18 protein-coding genes are annotated in these 19,079 nt (G+C 57.1%); 16 read left to right on the top strand and 2 right to left on the bottom strand.

The genetic code is table 11. From position 1 onward, the window contains the following. Positions 1-29 precede the first annotated feature (29 nt). The 15 genes from NI000_RS27840 (at position 30) to NI000_RS27770 (ending at position 16,214) form a co-directional block, all read left to right on the top strand. On the top strand, positions 30-1,028 hold the full coding sequence (locus NI000_RS27840) for an asparaginase (protein WP_253414639.1): 999 nt from the start codon (positions 30-32) through the stop codon (positions 1,026-1,028). A 111-nt stretch (positions 1,029-1,139) separates the two neighbouring features. After that, positions 1,140-2,723 carry a glutathione ABC transporter substrate-binding protein gene (locus NI000_RS27835; RefSeq protein ID WP_253414624.1) on the top strand — a complete coding sequence of 528 codons (1,584 nt, stop codon included), beginning with the start codon at positions 1,140-1,142 and terminating at the stop codon, positions 2,721-2,723. A 95-nt stretch (positions 2,724-2,818) separates the two neighbouring features. Next, entirely contained in the window at positions 2,819-3,748 is a 930-nt protein-coding gene (nikB, locus tag NI000_RS27830; protein ID WP_253414623.1) for a nickel ABC transporter permease, read from the top strand. An 11-nt stretch (positions 3,749-3,759) separates the two neighbouring features. Further along, positions 3,760-4,656, top strand: a complete 897-nt coding sequence (locus tag NI000_RS27825) for an ABC transporter permease subunit (RefSeq protein ID WP_253414622.1) — start codon at positions 3,760-3,762, stop codon at positions 4,654-4,656. Positions 4,657-4,672: 16 nt separating this feature from the next. Further along, positions 4,673-5,671 carry an ABC transporter ATP-binding protein gene (locus NI000_RS27820; protein ID WP_253414621.1) on the top strand — a complete coding sequence of 333 codons (999 nt, stop codon included), beginning with the start codon at positions 4,673-4,675 and terminating at the stop codon, positions 5,669-5,671. Continuing rightward, positions 5,668-6,645, top strand: coding sequence for an ABC transporter ATP-binding protein (locus NI000_RS27815; RefSeq protein WP_054972809.1), 978 nt, complete (start codon positions 5,668-5,670; stop codon positions 6,643-6,645). Before NI000_RS27820 ends, NI000_RS27815 begins: the two co-directional genes overlap by 4 nt. After that, complete coding sequence (locus NI000_RS27810) at positions 6,642-8,105, top strand: leucyl aminopeptidase family protein (protein ID WP_253414620.1); 1,464 nt, start codon at positions 6,642-6,644, stop codon at positions 8,103-8,105. Before NI000_RS27815 ends, NI000_RS27810 begins: the two co-directional genes overlap by 4 nt. Positions 8,106-8,667: 562 nt before the next feature. Continuing rightward, complete coding sequence (locus NI000_RS27805; protein ID WP_253414619.1) at positions 8,668-9,381, top strand: 2OG-Fe(II) oxygenase; 714 nt, start codon at positions 8,668-8,670, stop codon at positions 9,379-9,381. A 183-nt stretch (positions 9,382-9,564) separates the two neighbouring features. Beyond that, on the top strand, positions 9,565-9,957 hold the full coding sequence (locus tag NI000_RS27800; protein WP_253414618.1) for a hypothetical protein: 393 nt from the start codon (positions 9,565-9,567) through the stop codon (positions 9,955-9,957). 95 nt (positions 9,958-10,052) lie between these two features. Then, positions 10,053-11,102 carry a serine hydrolase domain-containing protein gene (locus tag NI000_RS27795; protein ID WP_253414617.1) on the top strand — a complete coding sequence of 350 codons (1,050 nt, stop codon included), beginning with the start codon at positions 10,053-10,055 and terminating at the stop codon, positions 11,100-11,102. Between the two features lie 47 nt (positions 11,103-11,149). Then, positions 11,150-12,448, top strand: coding sequence for an ABC transporter substrate-binding protein (locus NI000_RS27790; protein WP_253414616.1), 1,299 nt, complete (start codon positions 11,150-11,152; stop codon positions 12,446-12,448). 40 nt (positions 12,449-12,488) lie between these two features. Beyond that, complete coding sequence (locus NI000_RS27785) at positions 12,489-13,445, top strand: carbohydrate ABC transporter permease (RefSeq protein WP_253414615.1); 957 nt, start codon at positions 12,489-12,491, stop codon at positions 13,443-13,445. Between the two features lie 18 nt (positions 13,446-13,463). Further along, positions 13,464-14,288, top strand: coding sequence for a carbohydrate ABC transporter permease (locus NI000_RS27780; protein WP_253414614.1), 825 nt, complete (start codon positions 13,464-13,466; stop codon positions 14,286-14,288). A gap of 56 nt (positions 14,289-14,344) precedes the next feature. Continuing rightward, positions 14,345-15,265: an N-acetylmuramic acid 6-phosphate etherase gene (gene murQ / locus NI000_RS27775; RefSeq protein ID WP_253414613.1), complete on the top strand. Its 921-nt coding sequence runs from the start codon at positions 14,345-14,347 to the stop codon at positions 15,263-15,265. A 184-nt stretch (positions 15,266-15,449) separates the two neighbouring features. Then, on the top strand, positions 15,450-16,214 hold the full coding sequence (locus NI000_RS27770; RefSeq protein ID WP_253414612.1) for a sugar phosphate isomerase/epimerase family protein: 765 nt from the start codon (positions 15,450-15,452) through the stop codon (positions 16,212-16,214). A 39-nt stretch (positions 16,215-16,253) separates the two neighbouring features. Here NI000_RS27770 and NI000_RS27765 read toward each other — a convergent pair whose 3' ends face one another. Both NI000_RS27765 and NI000_RS27760 read right to left on the bottom strand, forming a co-directional pair. After that, positions 16,254-16,574, bottom strand: coding sequence for a GNAT family N-acetyltransferase (locus tag NI000_RS27765; RefSeq protein ID WP_253414611.1), 321 nt, complete (start codon positions 16,572-16,574; stop codon positions 16,254-16,256). Between the two features lie 74 nt (positions 16,575-16,648). Beyond that, positions 16,649-17,902, bottom strand: a complete 1,254-nt coding sequence (locus NI000_RS27760) for an MFS transporter (protein ID WP_253414610.1) — start codon at positions 17,900-17,902, stop codon at positions 16,649-16,651. A 144-nt stretch (positions 17,903-18,046) separates the two neighbouring features. Between NI000_RS27760 and NI000_RS27755 the strand changes: the two genes are divergently transcribed. Next, positions 18,047-18,937 carry a LysR family transcriptional regulator gene (locus NI000_RS27755; protein ID WP_253414609.1) on the top strand — a complete coding sequence of 297 codons (891 nt, stop codon included), beginning with the start codon at positions 18,047-18,049 and terminating at the stop codon, positions 18,935-18,937. Positions 18,938-19,079 lie beyond the last annotated feature (142 nt).

Raw genomic sequence — 19,079 nt, 5'->3', positions numbered from 1 at the left:
TTCACATGCCGAAAGGAAATGAGTTACTTATGGGCTTCGAACGATTGGTGGAAGAATACCGCGGAGGCGTGCTGGAAAATGTACATATGGGCCTCGTCTGCGGAATGGACGAGAACGGCCGGATTGTGCATTCTGTCGGCGACGAACAGCATATGACGTTTTTGCGTTCGGCGGCGAAGCCGTTTCAGGCGATCCCGGTTATCAAGAACGGCATCGACGAAAAATTCAAGCTGAGCCCGAAGGAAGCGGCTCTGTTCGCTGCCTCGCACCGAGGAGAGAAGTATCATATTGAGGCGCTCGAGTCGGTTTTGCAGAAAACCGGGCTGAAGGAAGAAGACATCCTGTGCTGTCCGACTTACCCGCTCAACGAAGCACCGCGGGCGGCCTGCTACTGGGATCATCTGGAGAAACGCAAGCTGTACCATAACTGCTCCGGCAAGCATTCCGGTTTTCTCGCGCTGTCTAAGGAGCTCGGCTACGACCTCGAAACCTACTGGAGCATCGACCACCCGGCGCAGCAGCTAAGCCTGGAAGCGATGGCCGAGATGGCCGACTATCCAAAAGAAGACATCCGCATCGGAGTAGACGGCTGCGGCTTTCCGGTTTATGCGATGCCGCTCCAAAACATCGCTCGCGCTTACCTGAAGCTGGCGTGCCCTGATCTGATAGCAAATGCCGATACGAGAGCGGCGGTGACGAAAATCGCCGGCTACATGAACGCGCACCCGGAGATCATCGCCAGCCACGACTTTATCTGCACCGCGCTGCTGACCGATCCGAACATTGTCGCCAAGGGCGGCGCCAAAGGAGTATACGGCTTCGGGCTCAAAAAGGAGCGCATGAGCTTCGCCTTAAAAGTACTGGACGGCTCGGAGCTCGTATGGCCGATTATCGCCGCTTCGATTCTGGAGCAGATCGGCTACGACAACCGCGATACGATCGACCGGTTGTACGCGCTGGCTCCGAAGGAGATCAAAAACGATAACCATATCGTCGTAGGCGAGAGAAAAACTGTATTCCGTTTATAGTCGGACGATTTCACCGACCTATGGGTAACGATCTTCCCTCTTTTGGATGAACGGCTTGTTCGTCCGGCAGGAAGATTTAGCATAAATCAATAAAAAACGGGGGGATTTTCCATGAAAAAACGTTTCGCAGCTTTTACGGCATTGGTGCTCGCCGGCGCGATGTTTGCAGGCTGTAGCGGCGGCGCAGGCAAGCCGCAGCAGCAAGGCGAGGCCCAGCAGCCGACGGCCAAGAAGGAAGGCAACGGCATCACGATTGCAGTCAACGCCAACTTCGTGACGTTGGACCCGCACAACGCGGCCGATACGCTGTCCATTTCCGGCTACCGCACGATGTATCAAGGCCTGCTCGGCTTCGATCAGGATATGAAGGTCGTGCCCGTACTGGCCGAATCGTACGAAGTGAGCCCGGACGCGAAGGTATACACCTTCAAGCTCAAGGAAAATATCAAGTTCCACGACGGTACGCCGTTCAACGCGGAAGCGGTCAAAGTCAACCTCGACCGGGTGAAAAACAAAGATAACAACCTGAAAATGGCGCGCAGCTTCGCCGCCGTGGAGAAAACCGAAGTCGTGGACGCCAAAACGGTAAAAATCACGCTGTCCCAGCCGTATTCCGCGATGCTGAACAAGCTGGCCATGCTCATGATCATCAGCCCGCAGGCGCTGGAGAAGTACGGCAAAGATATCGGCCAGCACCCGGTTGGCACCGGTCCGTTCAAGTATAAAGAATGGGTACAGGGCGACCGGATGACGATCGAGAAGAACGCCGATTATTGGGAAAAAGGCCTGCCGAAGGTGGATACTATTACCTTCAAGCCGGTGCCGGAGAACGGTTCCCGCGTCGCGATGCTGAAAACGGGCGAAGCCGATTTCGTCTATCCGCTGCCGACCGAGCAGGTGGAGCAGGTGAACGGAAAGAACGGCATCGCCGTGGATAAAACGCCTTCGACGATTGCGCGCTACATCACGATGAACATGACGAAGAAGCCGTTCGACGACGTCCGCGTCCGTCAGGCGATCAACTATGCGATCAACAAAGACGCCTATATCAAAGTCGTCAAATCGGGCTTTGCCGAGAAGCTGGACTCGACCATGTCGTCCAAAACGCAATTCTATGCGAAGCAAACGCCGTATGACGGCAACGTGGAGAAAGCGAAAGCGCTCCTGAAGGAAGCCGGCCTCGAGAACGGGTTCAAAGCCGAAATCTGGGGCAGCTCCGATTCCGAAACGGTCAAAGGCATGCAGTTCGTTCAGCAGCAGCTGGCGGCCGTAGGCATTACGCTCGACGTGAAGCCGATGGAAGAAGGCACGCTGTCCAACGAGATCAACTCAGCCAAAACGCCGCAGGAATCCAAGGTGCAAATGTGGTACGTCAGCTGGTCCCCGTCCTCGGCCGACGCCGATGCGGCGACACGCCCGCTCTTTGCGAGCGAAATGTTCCCTCCGAACGGAGCGAACACCGCTTACTACAAAAACGACAAAGTAGACGAGCTGATCGCAAAAGCAAACAAGCTGTCGAACGCCGACGAGCAAAAAGCCGTTTACGCCGATATTCAAGCGCAAATCTATAAAGACGCTCCGTGGGTGTTCCTTGCCGTCGACCAGATCGTATCCGGCAAGAAAAACTACCTCGAAGGCGTGAAAGTATATCCGGACGGCTCGATCAACGTCCGCGAAGCCGAAATCAAGAAGTAAGTCCTGACCTGATGCTGTGTTGACCCGCCCTCCGGTGCGGTGCTCACCACAGCATCTCGCCTAATGGCAGGTTTTCAGAGGAGGAGTGTAAAAGCTTGGCTCAGTATGTGCTTAAACGATTGGTTGCCGTCATTCCGATTCTTTTTATCGTTTCCGTCTTGATCTTTCTGTTCATCCACTTGATTCCCGGCGATCCGGCGCGGCTCGTGGCCGGCAAGGAAGCCACGCTCGAAGACATCAGCCGCATTCAGGCCGAGCTCGGCCTCGACAAGCCGCTCTGGGAGCAATATTTCATCTATATGTCGCATCTGCTGCAGGGAGATTTGGGCCAATCGCTCAAAACCGGCCAGCCGGTGACGGAGATGCTTGCCTCGCGTATGATGCCGACGATTTGGCTGACGATTTTCAGCATGGGCTGGGCACTTCTGTTCGGAATCGTGATCGGCGTCATCTCGGCGACGAAACGCAACCGCTGGCCGGACTATTTGAGTATGCTGACCGCGGTCTCGGGCATTTCGGTGCCGCCGTTCTGGCTCGGGCTACTGCTCATCCAGCTGTTCTCCGTGCAGCTCGGCTGGCTGCCGACCGGAGGCGTCGATTCGTGGGAGGGCTACGTGCTTCCTTCGATTACGCTCGGAGCAGGCATCATGTCGATGCTGGCGCGCTTCTCCCGGGCTTCCCTGCTGGAATCGCTGAAGCAGGACTACATCCGGACCGGCCGGGCCAAAGGCTTGAACGAACGCACGGTCGTCTGGGGGCATGCGATGAAAAACTCGATGATCTCCGTCATCACCGTGGCCGGGCTTCAGTTCGGCTTTCTGCTCGGCGGCTCGGTTATTGTCGAGACGGTATTCAGTATCCCGGGGCTCGGGCGGCTGCTGATCGATTCGATCGCCTTCCGCGATTATACGGTCATTCAAGCGGAACTTCTGCTGTTCGCCGTCGAATTCATTCTGGTCAACTTGCTCGTTGACGTCCTGTATGGCGTTCTCAATCCTAAAATTCGCCTGTCGGGCCAGAACTGAGGAGGACCACCATGAGTCAAAACATCGTCATCGATCATGCTGCGGATACGGCCGTTCCTTTAACGAAAAGCAGTCCGCTCCGCGATTTTTGGATCAAAATGAAAAAGCAAAAGCTCGCGTTCGCTGCAGGCTTGTTCATCGCGCTGCTCGTCGTCGTTGCGGTAATCGGTCCCGCGCTTGCGCCTTACGATCCGTCCGTGCCGGATTACGACAACATTTTGTCCGGTCCGTCGGCGAAGCATTTGGCCGGTACGGACGAGTACGGCCGCGATATTTTCAGCCGCATTCTCGTCGGCACCCGGCTGTCGCTGTCCGTCGGCCTCAGCGCCGTTCTGATCGGCGCAGCCATCGGCACGCTGCTCGGGCTGATCAGCGGCTATTACGGCGGTTGGCTCGACCGGCTGATCATGCGGAGCAGCGACGTCATGTTCTCGTTCCCTGATCTGCTGCTGGCGATCGGCATCGTCGCCATTCTCGGGCCGGGGCTGATGAACGTCGTGGTCGCCGTTGCGATCTTCGGCATTCCGTCGTTCGCGAGGCTGATCCGCAGCGCCACCCTGGAAACGAAGGAATCGCTGTATGTGGAAGCGGCCCGTTCCATCGGGGCGAACAACGTGCGGATTATTGCCCGGCATATTTTTCCCGAAACCGTTCCGAGTCTGATCGTTTACTTCACGATGCGGATCGGGACGACGATTTTGGCCGCATCGGGTCTGAGCTTTCTCGGCCTCGGGGCGAAGCCTTCGGACCCGGACTGGGGGGCCATGCTGAGCATGGGCCGCGATTACCTCAGCATCGCGCCGCATGTCGTTTATTTTCCGGGAGCCGCCATTTTCCTGACGGTTCTCGCCTTCAATATACTGGGAGACGGTTTGAGAGACGCGCTCGATCCGAAGATCAAGAATTAGAACAGGAGTAACGCGAATGACTCAAAAACTACTTGACGTGAAAGGCCTCAAGACACAGTTCACCCGGGATCAAGGCAAAGTCAACGCGATCGACGGCGTCGATTTTCATGTGAACAAAGGCGAAGTGCTCGGTCTGGTCGGAGAATCCGGCTGCGGCAAAAGCGTCACGTCCTTGTCCGTCATGCGGCTGCTGCACGGCACTCCGGGGAGCATAGTCGGGGGAACGGTCCGTTTTCAGGAGAAGGATCTGGTCGCGCTGTCCGAAAGCGACATGCGCCGTATCCGGGGCAAAGACATCGCGATGATTTTCCAGGAGCCGATGACGTCGCTCAATCCGGTGCTCAAGATCGGCAAGCAGCTCGTGGAAGCGATCCGACTGCACTTGAAATACGATAAAAGCAAGGCGCGGGAGCACGCCGTTCATATGCTGAAGCTGGTCGGCATTCCGCGCGCCGAGGATGTCATCGACGAATATCCGCACCAGCTCTCGGGCGGCATGCGGCAGCGGGTCATGATCGCCATGGCGATGTCCTGTAATCCGCAGCTCCTTATTGCCGACGAGCCGACCACCGCGCTGGACGTGACGATCCAGGCGCAAATTTTGGACCTGATGAAGAAGCTGAAGGACGAGAACGACATGTCCATCATGCTGATCACCCACGATTTGGGCGTGGTGGCCGAAATGTGCGACCGCGTCATCGTCATGTACGCCGGACGCGTCGTCGAGGAAGGGAACGTGCTGGATATTTTCGACGACCCGCAGCATCCGTATACGAAGGGGCTTATTCATTCGGTGCCGAAGCTGCGGCAGAATCACCGGCGGCTCGAATCGATCCCCGGCAACGTGCCGGATTTGACGAACATGCCTGCCGGCTGCAAGTTCGCTCCCCGCTGCTCGGCGGTGATGGACATCTGCCGCGAGCGGGAGCCGCAGCTGGGACAGACCACCGGCGGCCGAAAGTGCCGCTGCTGGCTCTATGAGAACGATAGCGCGAAGGGAGAAGGGGAAGCGTGACGAAACCGCTGGTGGAAGTGAAAAACCTGCGCAAAGTGTTTCCGATCAAGAAAGGGTGGTTCGGGAAGCCGGCTTTGCTGCAGGCGGTGGATAACGTATCTTTCTCCATCCGCAAGGGCGAGACGTTCAGCATCGTCGGCGAGAGCGGCTGCGGCAAATCGACGACAGGCCGCCTGATTACGCGGCTTCTGGCGCCGAGCGAAGGCGAGATCTGGTTCGACGGGCAGGAGATCGGTCGGCTGGACGAATCCCGCATCCGTCCGCTGCGGCGGCAGATGCAGATGGTGTTCCAGGACCCGTACGCGTCGCTTAATCCGCGCATGAAGATCAAGGACATCATCGCCGAGCCGCTGCTCATTCACGAGAAAATGTCGGCGGCGGAGCGGGAGAAGGACGTACAGCGGCTGCTTGAGGTCGTCGGCTTAAGCTCGTTCCACGGCGAGCGCTACCCGCACGAATTCAGCGGCGGCCAGCGCCAGCGCGTCGGGATTGCCCGCGCCTTGGCGGTGAAGCCGAGCTTGATCGTGGCCGACGAGCCGGTCTCCGCGCTCGACGTATCTATCCAGTCGCAGGTGCTGAACCTGCTACAGGATTTGCAGGAGGAGTTCGGTCTGACGTATTTGTTTATTTCCCACGATCTGAGCGTCGTCGAGCATATCAGCGACCGGATCGGCGTCATGTATCTCGGCTCGATGGTCGAGCTGGCGGATAAGGACGCGATCTACGAAAAGCCGCTGCATCCGTACACGCAGGCGCTCTTTTCTTCCGTGCCCGTGCCGGACCCGCGGCTGAAGCGCGAGAAAATCGTGCTGAAGGGCGATTTGCCCAGCCCGGTCAACCCGCCGTCCGGCTGCCGGTTTCATACCCGCTGCCCAGCCGCAATGGACGTCTGCCGGACGAAGGCGCCCGTGTTCCAGGAGCAGGAGCCGGGCCATTACGTGGCTTGCCACTTGTATGGGGAGAGCAAAGGATGAAGATCACGACAGGTTTCGTTCAAACGGCGGATGTCACCGTTTATCTGTGCCCGGAGCACGCCGGACAGCCGGTTCCGCGGCTGGAGCTGCGGCTTGGGATGAAAGCCCGCGGCGCGGTCACTTGGTTTTACGGCCGCGGCGAGGAGGCGCACGTGCTGATCGTTGGACTCGGACCGGAAGCGAGGATCGATGCCGAACGGCTGCGCGAGGCGGCTGGGAACGCGGCCAGAGTGGTTCATAAGGAAGGCTTCGCGACCGTGACCGTCATGCTGGAATCGTTCGTCCGGGCGCTGAACGGCTCGCTTTCCGAGGAAGAAGCGGTGCGGGCTTGGGCGGAGGGCTGGCTGCTCGGTTCGTATGCGTTCGACAAGTACAAGTCCCGCAAGGAAGCCCGAACGGTGGAGCATCTGCACCTTGTATGCGCAAGTGAGGCTTCCTATGAGGAAGTGCTGAATCAAACGGCGATTCGCGCAGAAGGGGCAATGTTTGCGCGCGACCTGTGCAACGAGCCTCCGAACGTGCTGCATCCGGAATCGCTCGTCGAGATCGTTCGGGACCGGTTTGCGGAGCGGCCGGTGAACGTTCGCGTCTATGGGGAGCGGGAACTCGCGGACCTGGGCATGAACGGGCTATTGACCGTCGCGCAGGGAAGCCAGTACAAGCCCGCGCTCATCGAGCTGACGTTCTGCACCGATCCTGCGCAGCCGCTGCTGGCGCTCGTGGGCAAAGGCATTACGTTCGATATGGGCGGCATGAACGTCAAGTCCGGACGGGATATCAGCGACGCACGGTTCGATATGGGCGGCGCCTGCGCCGTGCTTGGCGCGATGGATATGATCAGCCGCTCGGAGCTGCAGGCGAACATCGTCGCGCTGATCGCGGTCGCGGACAATATGCCTGACGCGGCGGCGTTCGTGCCGTCCACGGTGGTCACGTACCCGAACGGCCTCTCCGTTCAGGTCGGCAACACCGACGCGGAAGGCCGCCTCGTGCTGGCCGATGCGCTGCTGCACGCCGGGCGTCTCGGTGCCCGGGAAGTGATCGACATCGCGACGCTGACGGGCAACGTCGGGGAAGCGCTCGGGCTGGGCCTCGCCGGGGCGTGGGGCGACCGCCAGTTGGTCGACACGCTGGCCGCCATCGGCGAGCATTGCGGAGACCGGCTGTGGCCGATGCCGCTCGTCGACGACTACGAGGAGCTGCTGCGCAGCGATTACGCGGACATGAACAACATTCCGCCGATTTCGTACGGCGGAGCGATCGTAGCGGCGCTGTTCCTGCGCCGCTTTGTGGCCGAGACGATGCGCTGGGTGCACATCGACATGGCGAACACCGTGCAGGCCAAGGCTGCGCGCGGCTATTACCCGGCCGGTGCGACCGGCTACGGTGCGCGGCTGCTGGCCGATTTTGCGGTGAGCCGGGCAGAGGCGAACCGGAGCGCCGGGGGCGGCGAGGCTTGATGCCAGCCGTCGGCTGGGCATTGACGAGCAGGCTTGAAGCGAGATGAATGGGGTAAGGGATCGTTCCAGAGGCAAATGTTTTTTGCCGAGGGGCGGTCCTTTTTTGTTCGGAGGATGACCGGGATTCGGGACCTGCGATACTTGCTTGGTATCGGCGGCGGCTTGAAGAGGTTGCATGCCCCGGGTTTCAACATAAAGGAACTGCGGTGCGCTAATGAAGCTTTTGACGCTCATCTCCGTAAATAGAGGAACCTGGGTGACTTAATCGTGTCGAAAAATGTTCAGTTTCCCTGATTCCGGGGTGTTTACGCACTACAGGTTCTCTATTTTGTGTAGACGGGCCTATTGCTTTGAAATAGATGCGGTTTCGTTCCGCTAATTTTAGCGAGTGCCTTGCTGTTAATGATAGAGGTGCCTATGATAATGATTTGTACAACGTCTGCCACCATCCTAAATAGGTAAGCATGATATGGAAAGACGCTGCCCGGGCTTTTTGTTTATGATGAAGGCAGCCGCTATAAAATTTTTCGTTCTTGAAACGATCACGGAAGGAGCCTTTGGTATGACGGATTTAATAACGAAGCGCGTCGCGGGGTTGGATTGGCCTTCGATCCAACAAGCGTTGGACGAGCAAGGGTTTGCAGCGTTTCCGCCTTTGTTGCGGAACGACGAGTGCCGCGAGCTCATAAACATGTATGAGGTGGAGTCGCACTTCCGGACCCGGATCGATATGGCCCGGTACCGGTTTGGCATCGGAGAATACCAATATTTTCAGGCTCCGCTGCCGCCGCTGCTGCAGGAGCTGCGCGTCTCGTTTTACCCCCGGCTGGCCGAAGCGGCGAATCGTTGGCAGACGCAGCTTGGCCAGGAAGCCGTGTACCCTCCCGAGCTGGCGCAATTTCTGGAACGCTGCCATGAGCACGGACAGACCCGTCCGACACCGCTGCTTTTGAAGTATGAGGCTGGGGGCTATAACTGCTTGCATCAAGATATGTACGGGGATGTATTTTTCCCGTTCCAGGTCGTCTTTGTCTTGAATCAGCGGGAAAAGGAATTCGCGGGAGGCGAATTTTTGCTGGTCGAGCAGAGGCCGAGAGCGCAGTCCAGAGGCCATACGATTGCGCTGGAGCAAGGAGCAGGGCTTATTTTTCCGACGCAGCATCGTCCGGTGCAGGGCACGCGCGGAACGTACCGGACGACGCTCCGTCACGGCGTAAGCACGATTACATCGGGCACGCGCTACAGTCTGGGGCTTATTTTTCATGATGCCCAATGACCGAGTCCTTGCGCTTGAGGTGGGGTATATCCCCCAGCCACTGTTTTTCCCCTGCAAGTGAAGGTAACCCTTAGTTCTGATACTTTCCGGGGACCCATCTACCCATGAATTTGATTGAAATTAGCGGTATTTTCACGGGTTTCAAAGGCGGCTGTGAACTGTTACGGGATATCCCACTATTATTTGTCTGAGTTTTCTACTTCTCCTCGCGCTTTAGGCGCAAGTCAGGCTGTTCAAAAAGAGGATTTTGACCAAAATAGAGAAACAGACGGAGGTGGGGTATCTACTGGAGGAGCGATAGCGTTCGCCTTTGTCTGCGGGAAATACCCGCTAACAAGCGGCTTCCAATCAATTTTCTCGATGACCCGGGGTCCCCACAAAGTACTTGGATTAAGCTTCCCTGATTCAACTTTACTTTGTGGGGTGGAGCAGCGACCGGAAGTAGATACCCCGCCCCCTCGTACACCTCTATTACCTCAATTGATCACTTTCTCAACAGCCTCCCCTTGCGCTTTAGGCGCAAGTTTTTTTATTTGGGAAATAAAATTTCATGTAACTATTTACAAAATGAAATAATATTTTATAATATGAGTATGAAGCTAATGATAGCGTTTACAAAAGTGTTGCTATAAAAGTGTTAATACATTAGAAAGAGGGGCGGCGATGGAGAGATGACCGATCCAAAGAAATGGGACGCGGTAGACCGGTTGATCCGGCGCTGGGTGAAGGAAAAAGCGATTCCCGGAGCCGTTGTGGATATCTCGCTGGGGGCTGACGTTCGATGGAGCCAAGCTTACGGGTCCTATTCGGACGGCACCGCCGAGTGCCAGATAACCGAGGGCACGATGTTCGACGTCGCTTCGTTAACGAAAGTCACGGTGACCTTGCCGGTCATTCTGACGCTGGCGGAACAGGGAAGGCTTCGGCTGGACGATCCCGTCCAAGCGTATATTCGTGCCTTCCGCCATCCGAACGTGACGCTGCGCCACCTGCTGATGCATACGTCCGGGCTTTCTCCCGAGCTTCCTTATGCCAAGCGGACGGAGCGCCGCGACGTTATCCCTCTCGTGCTGAAGCAGGAGCTGGTGACGGAGCCCGGGGAGCAGGCGGTGTACAGCGACCTCGGGATGATTTTGCTCGGGGAAGTTGCCGCCGTCGTATCCGGACAATCGCTCGAAGCGTGCGCGCGCCAGTATGTGTTCGACCCGCTGGGGATGGCCGATTCGACGTTCAATCCGCGGCCCGAGCTGCTTGGACGAATCGCCGCCACGGAACCGCTGGACGGCGGTACCGGGTATGTGCACGGAGTCGTTCATGACGAGAAGAGCTACCATCTGGGAGGCGTCAGCGGCAGCGCGGGACTGTTCACAACGGCATCCGACCTGCACAAGTATGCCCGGGCATGGCTTGACCCGGACGGCGTCGGGCTGCTGAGCAGGGAAACGGTCGGCGCTTGCTTCCGCAATCCGTATCAAGGCCGGGCGCTTGGCTGGGAAATATGGCATGGTCAGGAGCGGGCGCCGTCCTGCGGGGCCTCTTGGCCGCACGGCAGCTTCGGGCATACCGGCTTTACCGGAACGAGCCTGTGGATCGATCCGTTCCACGAGCTGATTGTCGTGTTTTTGACCAACGCGGTGCATTTCGGACGAAGTCCGATCATGCGGGAGCTGCGGCCGATTCTGCATACGACGGTTTATACCTCGCTCGTCGGGGATAAATAGCGAATCATCACCCAAGGGAGGGCTTAATTATGAAGGGGACAAAGACAATGAAATCGGCAATCGCGCTCGCTGCGGCCATATCGCTTATCGCAACAGGCTGCAGCAGCCCGGTGAAGGACGGGGCCCAGGAAGCTCCGGCGGCAAACGGCGGCGGGGGACAGAAGACGGAAGCCCAGAAGGTCAAGCTGACGATGGGCAGCTGGCGGACGGAAGACAAGGAAGTATACGAGAAGATCATCAAAGCGTTCAACAAGACGAACCCCGACATCGAAATCGAATTTAAGCCGACCAAAAACACCGAATACAACACGGTGCTGAATACGGCGCTGCAGACCGGCAGCGGCCCCGACATCATCCATCTCAGGCCGTATGCGGCCGGCATCGCGCTCGCCGACGCCAAGTACTTGGAGCCGCTCGACAGCGTCAAGGGGCTCGAAGCGATTCCGAAGGAAGCAAAAATGGCCGCGACCGGCAAGGACGGCAAAGTATACGGCGTGCCGACGGTCTACAGCTCGACGCAAATTTTCTATAACAAAAAGCTGTTCAAAAAGTTTAACCTGTCCGAGCCGAAAACTTGGGACGAGCTGATGAAGGCGGCCGATACGCTGAAACAGAACAAGATTGCGCCGTTTGCCTTCGGCTCCAAGGAAGGCTGGATTTTGTCCCTGACGCACGGCGCGCTCGGACCGCAATTTTACGGCGGCACCGAGTTTGTCAATAACCTGCTCGCAGGCAAAACGAACTTCAAAAGCAAAGAGTTCGCCGACTCGATCACGATACTCCAAGGATTGACAAATTATTTCCCGGAAAATTATACGGGTCTCGGCATGGATGATATGCGCAATCTGTTCGTCACCGAACAGGCGGGCATGATCGTGATGGGCGACTGGGAAATTGCAGTCATGAAAAAGATGAACCCGGAGCTTGAGCTCGATCTGTTCCCGGTTCCTCCGGTGAAAGCCGACGGCAAGGCGAGCGTGACCAACTGGGTGGACGGTTCGTTCGCCGTTAATGCGGCGTCCAAGAACAAGCAGGCGGCCTTGAAATTTATCGAGTTCATGACGACGAAAGAATTCGGCAAGATGGTGGCCGACGATCTGAAGAAGCCGAGCACGATTCCGGGCGTGGAATCCTCCGACCCGCTCGTCGCGAAAATGATTCAGCTCGCTGCCGCCAATTCGACGCCGTATGCGATGGTCGTGCATTTCAGCGCAGGCAATCCGACGACCAAGGCTACGCTGGAGACGGCTCTCCAAGGAATGTTCCTGGGCAAGGAAAAACCGGACACGGTGACGGATATCGTGCAGAAGAGCGCCGATTCCTGGTTCAAGCCTGCGGCCAAATAAACTGCCGGTCGACCAAACTTTATAGAAAGGGCGGGGCGCAATGAATCGAGAAGCGGCGGTATGGGACCGCACGAGCAAAAGGCAGCCGGGTTTGAACTGGAAACGAGGGATCATCCACCTGTTCCCGGTTCCTGCCCTCGCCGTCTACACGCTGTTTGTCGTGTATCCGATCGTAGCGGCTTTCAGCTACAGCTTGTTCGACTGGAAGGGGCTTCAGAAAGGCGCTTTTGTCGGGATCGACAATTTCGTCAAGCTGTTCACGACGGAGCCGTTCAACGGGCTGTTCTGGAACGCGTTCGGGCATAACGTTTATTATTTTATACTGGAAATGATCGTGCAAAATGGCATCGCTTTCATTTTAGCGTACATTATTTACACGAAAGTGAAGGGCGCGGAGCTGTTCAAAATGGCCTACTTCGTGCCGCGGCTGCTGTCGGTCATCGTCGTCGGCTTCCTGTGGAAGCTGATGCTAAACCCGAATTCCGGCGTCGTTAACTTCGCGCTCAAGAACATCGGTCTTGCCGAATGGGCGAGGCCGTGGCTGGGCGAGCCGGGCACGGCGCTGACGGCGATCATTCTCGCGAACAGCTGGTTCGGCGTCGGCTTCGCGGTGCTGATTCTGCTTGCAGGCTTGCAGTCGATATCCCAGGAGGTGATCGAGGCGTCGAGGCTGGATGGGGTACAGGGGTTCCGACTGATCCGCTCGATCATCCTGCCCATGATGACGCAGTCCGTCGTTATTCTCACCGTATTTACGTTCATCCACGCGTTCGAAGCGTTCGAGCTTGTGTATGCGATGCAAGGCTCGCAAGGGGAGCCGTATCATTCGACGGATACGCTGGCGGTTTTCTTTTATCGTACGGCTTTCGGCGGCTCTTCGGGCGACGGCGTGGCGGTCGGTCTCGGCTCGGCGCTGGCGGTCGTGCTGTTCTTGATCATCGCTACACTGTCCGCATTGTTTATGGCCTATGTTCGCAAGCGGGACATGGAGTATTAGAAAGGGGGTGGACGCTTCGTGAAAACAAACCCGGCCTTACGCGCGTCGCATTATGTTATCGCCAGTCTGTTTGCGTTTCTCAGCCTCTATCCGATCGTTCTGATGCTCTTGTCTTCGTTCAAGACGAACATCGATATTTTCAAAAATCCGATCGGGCTGCCCAAGGCCTGGAGTATGGCCGCCTACAAGAAGTTGCTGGACCAGCTGCCTTACTTCGATTATTTCTGGAACAGCCTGACGGTCAGCGTCATATCCGTCGCCCTGATTCTGCTGTTCGGGTCGCTGGCTTCGTTCTATATTGCCAGATATCCGTTCCGCTGGAATCCGGCGCTGTTCTTCTTCTTCCTGCTCGGCATGATGATTCCGGTTAAGCTCGGCATCGTCCCGCTGTTCATGCTGATGAAAAATTTGGGGCTGATGAACACGGTTACTTCGCTGATTCTGATGTATACGGCCATCGGTATCCCGATGTCGGTCTTGATCTTGACCGGATTTTTTCGGACGCTGCCGAAGGAGCTGGAGGAGGCGGGGCGGATCGACGGCTGTTCCGATATCCGCCTGCTGTTGAGCATCGTGGCGCCCTTGATGAGACCGGCGCTCGGAACGGTCATGATCATGAATTTCATCACGGTGTGGAACGATTTCTTCTTCCCGCTGATCTTCATCCAAGACGAAGTGAAAAAGACGATTCCCGTCGGCATGCTGACGCTGTTCAGCGAATACTCCACCGATTGGAGCGTGCTGTTCGCGGGCCTAACCTTGTCGTCGCTGCCGATGATCGTGCTGTTCGCCGTTTCCTCCAGGCAGTTTATGGACGGCATGACAGCGGGCGCGGTCAAGTAAGACGGGATGAGAATGGCAGCTATTGCGATCAGGAGCCGAGAAGGGAAGGAGATTTTATGACGCATAACGAACAACGGCAGCCGGTTACGGAACAGCGCAACGAACAGTCCGTTCATTTGGACCGGATGAGCGTGCGGGAAATCATCGAGACGATCAACAGCGAGGACGGTACGATTGCCGCTTCCGTGCAAGCTGCGCTGCCGCAAATCGAAGAAGCCATCACCGCGATTGCGGAGCGGCTGCAGCAGGGCGGCAAGCTTTATTACATCGGGGCCGGCACGAGCGGCCGGCTCGGCATTCTGGACGCGTCCGAATGTCCTCCGACGTTCGGGGTCGATTCATCGCTTGTGCGCGGCATTATTGCCGGGGGCGAGACGGCGATAATGAACCCCGTCGAAAATGCGGAGGACGACATCGAAGCCGGGGCGGCGGATATCGCACGCTATGCGACGGCGGCGGACGCGGTCGTCGGCCTTACGGCGAGCGGCCGGACGCCGTATGTGCTGGGGGCGATCCGCGAGGCCAACCGCCTCGGCGCCTTGACCGTCGGCATCTCGTGCAATATGGGCACCGAGCTTAGCGGGGCGGCGGTACACGGCATCGAGGTGCCGGTCGGACCCGAGGTGGTCACCGGATCGACGCGCATGAAGGCCGGCACCGCGCAAAAGATGGTGCTGAACATGATCAGTACAACGGTGATGGTTCAGCTTGGCAAAGTGTACGGCAACCTGATGGTGAACGTGCAGGCGACGAACGCCAAGCTGCGCGACCGAGTCGTGCGCATTATAGGCGAAGCGACCGGAGCGGACCGGGTTGCGGCGGAGGAGCTGGCCCGGCGGGCCGAAGGCGATGCGCGCCTGGCGATTCTGATGCACCGGTTCGGCATCGACAGGCAGGAAGCGTCCGCTGCTTTAGAGCGGTCGGGCGACCATTTCGGAGAAGCGGTTCGCTGGCTGGAAGGACAACAGACGGGATAAGAAAAGAAAAAGCTTCCTTTGGGCAGGCTAGAGAGCCGTTTGAAGGAAGCTTTTTATCGAGCACGGGGATGAAAAAGTAACCGTTTTCCTATGGCTGTGGCTGGGAAACTTTGGTATGATGGGGGTGAATGACTATTCTAAAATAATACAATTAAACCGATGACAAAACGTGGGAGAGATACTGATGAAATTAGCTGCTCAGTTGTACACGCTGCGGGATTTTCTGAAAACGCCGGAGGATATCGAAGCTGCGCTTAAGCGGGTGAAAGAAATTGGATATCGAGCGATTCAGGTGTCCGGACTTGGTCCGATCGAACCGGAGGCGCTTAAGGAGATAACGGACCGCGAAGGCTTGACGATCTGCGCGACGCATATCGGATACGAGGATTTGACGGACAAGCTGGACGAGGTTATCGCGAAGCATCGCTTATGGGGCTGCCGTTATGTCGGCTTGGGCGGCATGCCGCAGCAGTATCGCACCAGCCGGGAAGGCTACGAAGCGTTTGCCGCCAAGGCGACGGGAATCGGCCGACAGTTGGACAGCGCGGGGCTGAAGTTTATTTATCATAACCACAGCTTTGAATTTGTCAAGTTCGACGGAGCGACGGGAATGGACATCCTGATTCGGGAGACCGATCCGGAGGCGGTCCATTTTGAGTTGGATGTGTATTGGGCTCAAGCGGGCGGAGGCGATGCGGCCGATTGGATTCGCAAGCTTGACGGGCGGATGAAGGTCATTCACCTGAAGGATATGGCCGTAACGGCCAAACAGGAGCAGCGCTTTGCCGAAGTCGGCGAAGGCAACATGAATTTCGAGCGCATCCTGGACGCGTGCCGGGAGATCGGCATCGAGTGGGGAGCCGTCGAACAGGATGATTGCTACGGCAAAAATCCGTTCGACTGCCTTCAAACGAGCTTGAATAACCTACGTGCCAAAGGTTTCGAATAACCATAGCTTTATCAAGGCGAGGGCTGCTCTGCGATCGTTTTACAGCGGGGCAGCCCGGTTTGCTTTTTTAACCATCCGGATAAAATCATAGCTGCCTCCGTTCGTCTGCTGAACAAACGTCTCTGTCTGCACAAATCCAGCTTTTTCGGCAAGCGCCATTCCTTCCCGCACGCAAGCGGCTCCTTGTCCTTTGCCGGTGCAGCCGGGAGCCATCCCCAGACCGATTTCAATAGCTTCTTGCTCTTGCGGTGTAAAAGAAAAGAATCCCATAAGTCCGCTATCGGTATAAACGCTGTAGTAACGGCTGCCTCTCCTGACCGGATCAAGAAATTCCTCATAATCGTCCGGATCGGCGTCCATATTGTAAAAAGAATAAGGCTCCTCGTACTGCTAGCCGGCGATCTCTTCGGCTTCTTCCTGAGTCATGGAGCGATTCATTGCTTCGCGAACGATTTCGCAACGAAAAAACAACAACAAAGTCCGAGCCACATCGCCGCCGCCCCCCAATAAACGGCAGGATACCCCGCCTGCTGCACTACCCAGAACGAAACGGCCGGACCGAGCGCTGCCCCCACGTCCAACGTGACGGAATAGGCCGTCATGACGGTTCTTCGGTTGTGCATGTTTAGCGTGCCGGAGACGGAGCCGGCCAAGGCATCCATAAGCGTCGTCGTACAGGTCGATGTCATCAAAAGCCCCACGGCTGCAGCAATCCAGCCCCACGTTGGCAAAGGCAGCGGAAACAAAAACAGCAGGGCAGCCGCTACGCCCATCGTCCACGTCAGCAGGCGGGTTTTATTGGACTGCCGATCCGACAGGCTGCCGATGAACGGCGACAGGAAGGGGCCCCAGCCCCACCGCAGCGCCTGCAGTCCCCCAGCGATAAACGCGCTGCCGAGCGTAAGGCCGAGGATCGTCATCGAGGCTTGTCTCGTTTCGGCATAATTGCTGAGCGTGGAGGTCAGCATCCCTTCATAAATCATAGCCGAGCCTAGAGCGGCGGCGAGCAGCCAAGGGACGTCTTTCGTTTTCAGCACGGTCATGAATGAGGCTGTTCCGGAGTGCTGCTGCGGGATCGGAACGGAAGCCTCCACCTGCCGGACGGATTTCTTTTGCACATCGTCTATTGGAAGGCCCCGCAGCAAAAAAGGAACCCCGCAAACGGTCGCTGCACTAAGAAGCCATGCCAAGGTACGAAGCCCCAGCATCTCGGCAAGGGCGCCTCCGAGCAGCATCCCGACGAGGCTCCCCAACCGGTAGTGACCGTTATACAGGCCGAACAATCGGCCTTCGTTGCGGTCCCGGCACAGCTCCAGGATGGCGTAATAGGCGCCAAGCCTTAACAACGACCAAGCCAGACCCCAGACGCACCGCGCTGCAATCCAGAGGGGGAACGTGTGGATGAACCCGTACGAGGCGGTCGTCAGGATCGCCAGCATGACCGCTGCGAGCATGCCTTGCCGCAGGCTGATATGACGGTAAATCCGGCTGACGATAGGGTTTAAGGGCAGCCGTACCAGCCGGTTGACGGACAAAAGAATACCGACCTGAACGAGCGAGTCCAGACCGGCTTCCTTCCAGTACAAAGGCAGCACGATGTACAGCATCGAGTCCCCCGTCAGACAAAGCGCCGTAATCCATGAGATCCGCAGCACTTCCTTTTTCCCGCGAAGGGTTGTCTTATCCATTGCGCATTCACTCTCTTCCACATACGATGCTTTAACGTTAGCCGATCATACTAAAAATAGTTCACCCCCTCGCAAAAAACTAATATATAATGATAACCAACCGATAAGTTATACTTATGAATTCCGTGCGAACGGAGGATAGCCATGAATTTGCATGCGCTTAAAGTGTTTCATGCCGTAGCCCGGACCGGCCATGTAACCCAAGCGGCAGAGGAGCTTCGCATCAGTCAGCCTGCCGTCACCCAGCATCTAAGAAATTTGGAAAAAGAAATCGGCCTCAAGCTGGTTCGGCCTGAGGGCAGGGGCATTGCTTTGACGTATGCGGGCCGGGAGCTGTACGCTCTATCCGGCAAGCTGTTCGCTGCGGAGCGCGAAATCGAGAACCGGATGAGAGACATTGCGGCGGGAAGACGGGGAGAGCTGACGCTTGCCGTGACCAACCTCCCCGGAACCGTGCTGCTTCCGAGATGGATCGCGTATTTCAAAACCCGGCATGAAGACGTTGCCATCAACGTCATCACCGTCAATACCCGCGAAGCGTTTGCTCTTCTGAGCGAGCACCGGGCAGACGTGGCCGTTATTGCGGGAGGCTGGGAGCAGCCCCGAATGAAATGGGAGCATCTGTTCGACGACGAGCTGTGGTTCATCGTTCCGGCCGGGCATCCTTTGGCGAACCGCGAAGCTTCTTTAAAGGAAATGATGGAAGAAACGTTCGTCATCCGGGAGGAGGGAAGCTCAACCCGCGAAAGATTCCTGTCGATGTGCCGGACCTATAACGTAAGGCAGCCGAAGATCGGGATGCAGTTTAACGGACTGCACGAGACGATAAGAGCAGTCGGAGCGGGGTATGGAGCAAATCTCATCTCGGCGGCACGCGAATATATCGAACGGGGCGAAGTAGCCCGAGTGTATGTCCGGGATGTCGAGCTGAAACGGCCGATTGCGATATGCACAGCCGAAGATCATCCGTTAACGCCGGTCGCAGAATCGTTTATCCGGCTGATTCGGAAAAAATTAAGAGCAGAAGCAGTCTAATCGGGGTTATCCGTTCAGCGGACAATATTCGTTCAGGTAAACCGTTCCTTCCGGGGAGCGGTTTTCTTTTTATGTTGAGCGGTGTTTATTTTAAAATTTGACAGTAACTATCAAAAGACATATATTATCATTATAATGTAAC

This window comes from Paenibacillus tyrphae, from assembly GCF_024158745.1.
GTDB classification, from domain to species: Bacteria; Bacillota; Bacilli; order Paenibacillales; family NBRC-103111; genus Paenibacillus_G; species Paenibacillus_G tyrfis_A.
The sequence above is the reverse complement of the archived record's forward strand: the minus strand, read 5'-3'. Positions and strand labels throughout refer to the sequence as shown.

Excerpts from the sequence above, each read along its gene's own strand:
- NI000_RS27840 (WP_253414639.1), top strand. The coding sequence starts at position 30 with ATGGGCTTCGAACGATTGGTGGAAGAATACCGCGGAGGCGTGCTGGAA.
- NI000_RS27835 (WP_253414624.1), top strand. The coding sequence starts at position 1,140 with ATGAAAAAACGTTTCGCAGCTTTTACGGCATTGGTGCTCGCCGGCGCG.
- NI000_RS27825 (WP_253414622.1), top strand. The coding sequence starts at position 3,760 with ATGAGTCAAAACATCGTCATCGATCATGCTGCGGATACGGCCGTTCCT.
- NI000_RS27820 (WP_253414621.1), top strand. The coding sequence starts at position 4,673 with ATGACTCAAAAACTACTTGACGTGAAAGGCCTCAAGACACAGTTCACC.
- NI000_RS27810 (WP_253414620.1), top strand. The coding sequence starts at position 6,642 with ATGAAGATCACGACAGGTTTCGTTCAAACGGCGGATGTCACCGTTTAT.
- NI000_RS27805 (WP_253414619.1), top strand. The coding sequence starts at position 8,668 with ATGACGGATTTAATAACGAAGCGCGTCGCGGGGTTGGATTGGCCTTCG.
- NI000_RS27795 (WP_253414617.1), top strand. The coding sequence starts at position 10,053 with ATGACCGATCCAAAGAAATGGGACGCGGTAGACCGGTTGATCCGGCGC.
- NI000_RS27790 (WP_253414616.1), top strand. The coding sequence starts at position 11,150 with ATGAAATCGGCAATCGCGCTCGCTGCGGCCATATCGCTTATCGCAACA.
- NI000_RS27785 (WP_253414615.1), top strand. The coding sequence starts at position 12,489 with ATGAATCGAGAAGCGGCGGTATGGGACCGCACGAGCAAAAGGCAGCCG.
- murQ (WP_253414613.1), top strand. The coding sequence starts at position 14,345 with ATGACGCATAACGAACAACGGCAGCCGGTTACGGAACAGCGCAACGAA.
- NI000_RS27770 (WP_253414612.1), top strand. The coding sequence starts at position 15,450 with ATGAAATTAGCTGCTCAGTTGTACACGCTGCGGGATTTTCTGAAAACG.
- NI000_RS27765 (WP_253414611.1), bottom strand. The coding sequence starts at position 16,574 with ATGGACGCCGATCCGGACGATTATGAGGAATTTCTTGATCCGGTCAGG.
- NI000_RS27760 (WP_253414610.1), bottom strand. The coding sequence starts at position 17,902 with ATGGATAAGACAACCCTTCGCGGGAAAAAGGAAGTGCTGCGGATCTCA.
- NI000_RS27755 (WP_253414609.1), top strand. The coding sequence starts at position 18,047 with ATGAATTTGCATGCGCTTAAAGTGTTTCATGCCGTAGCCCGGACCGGC.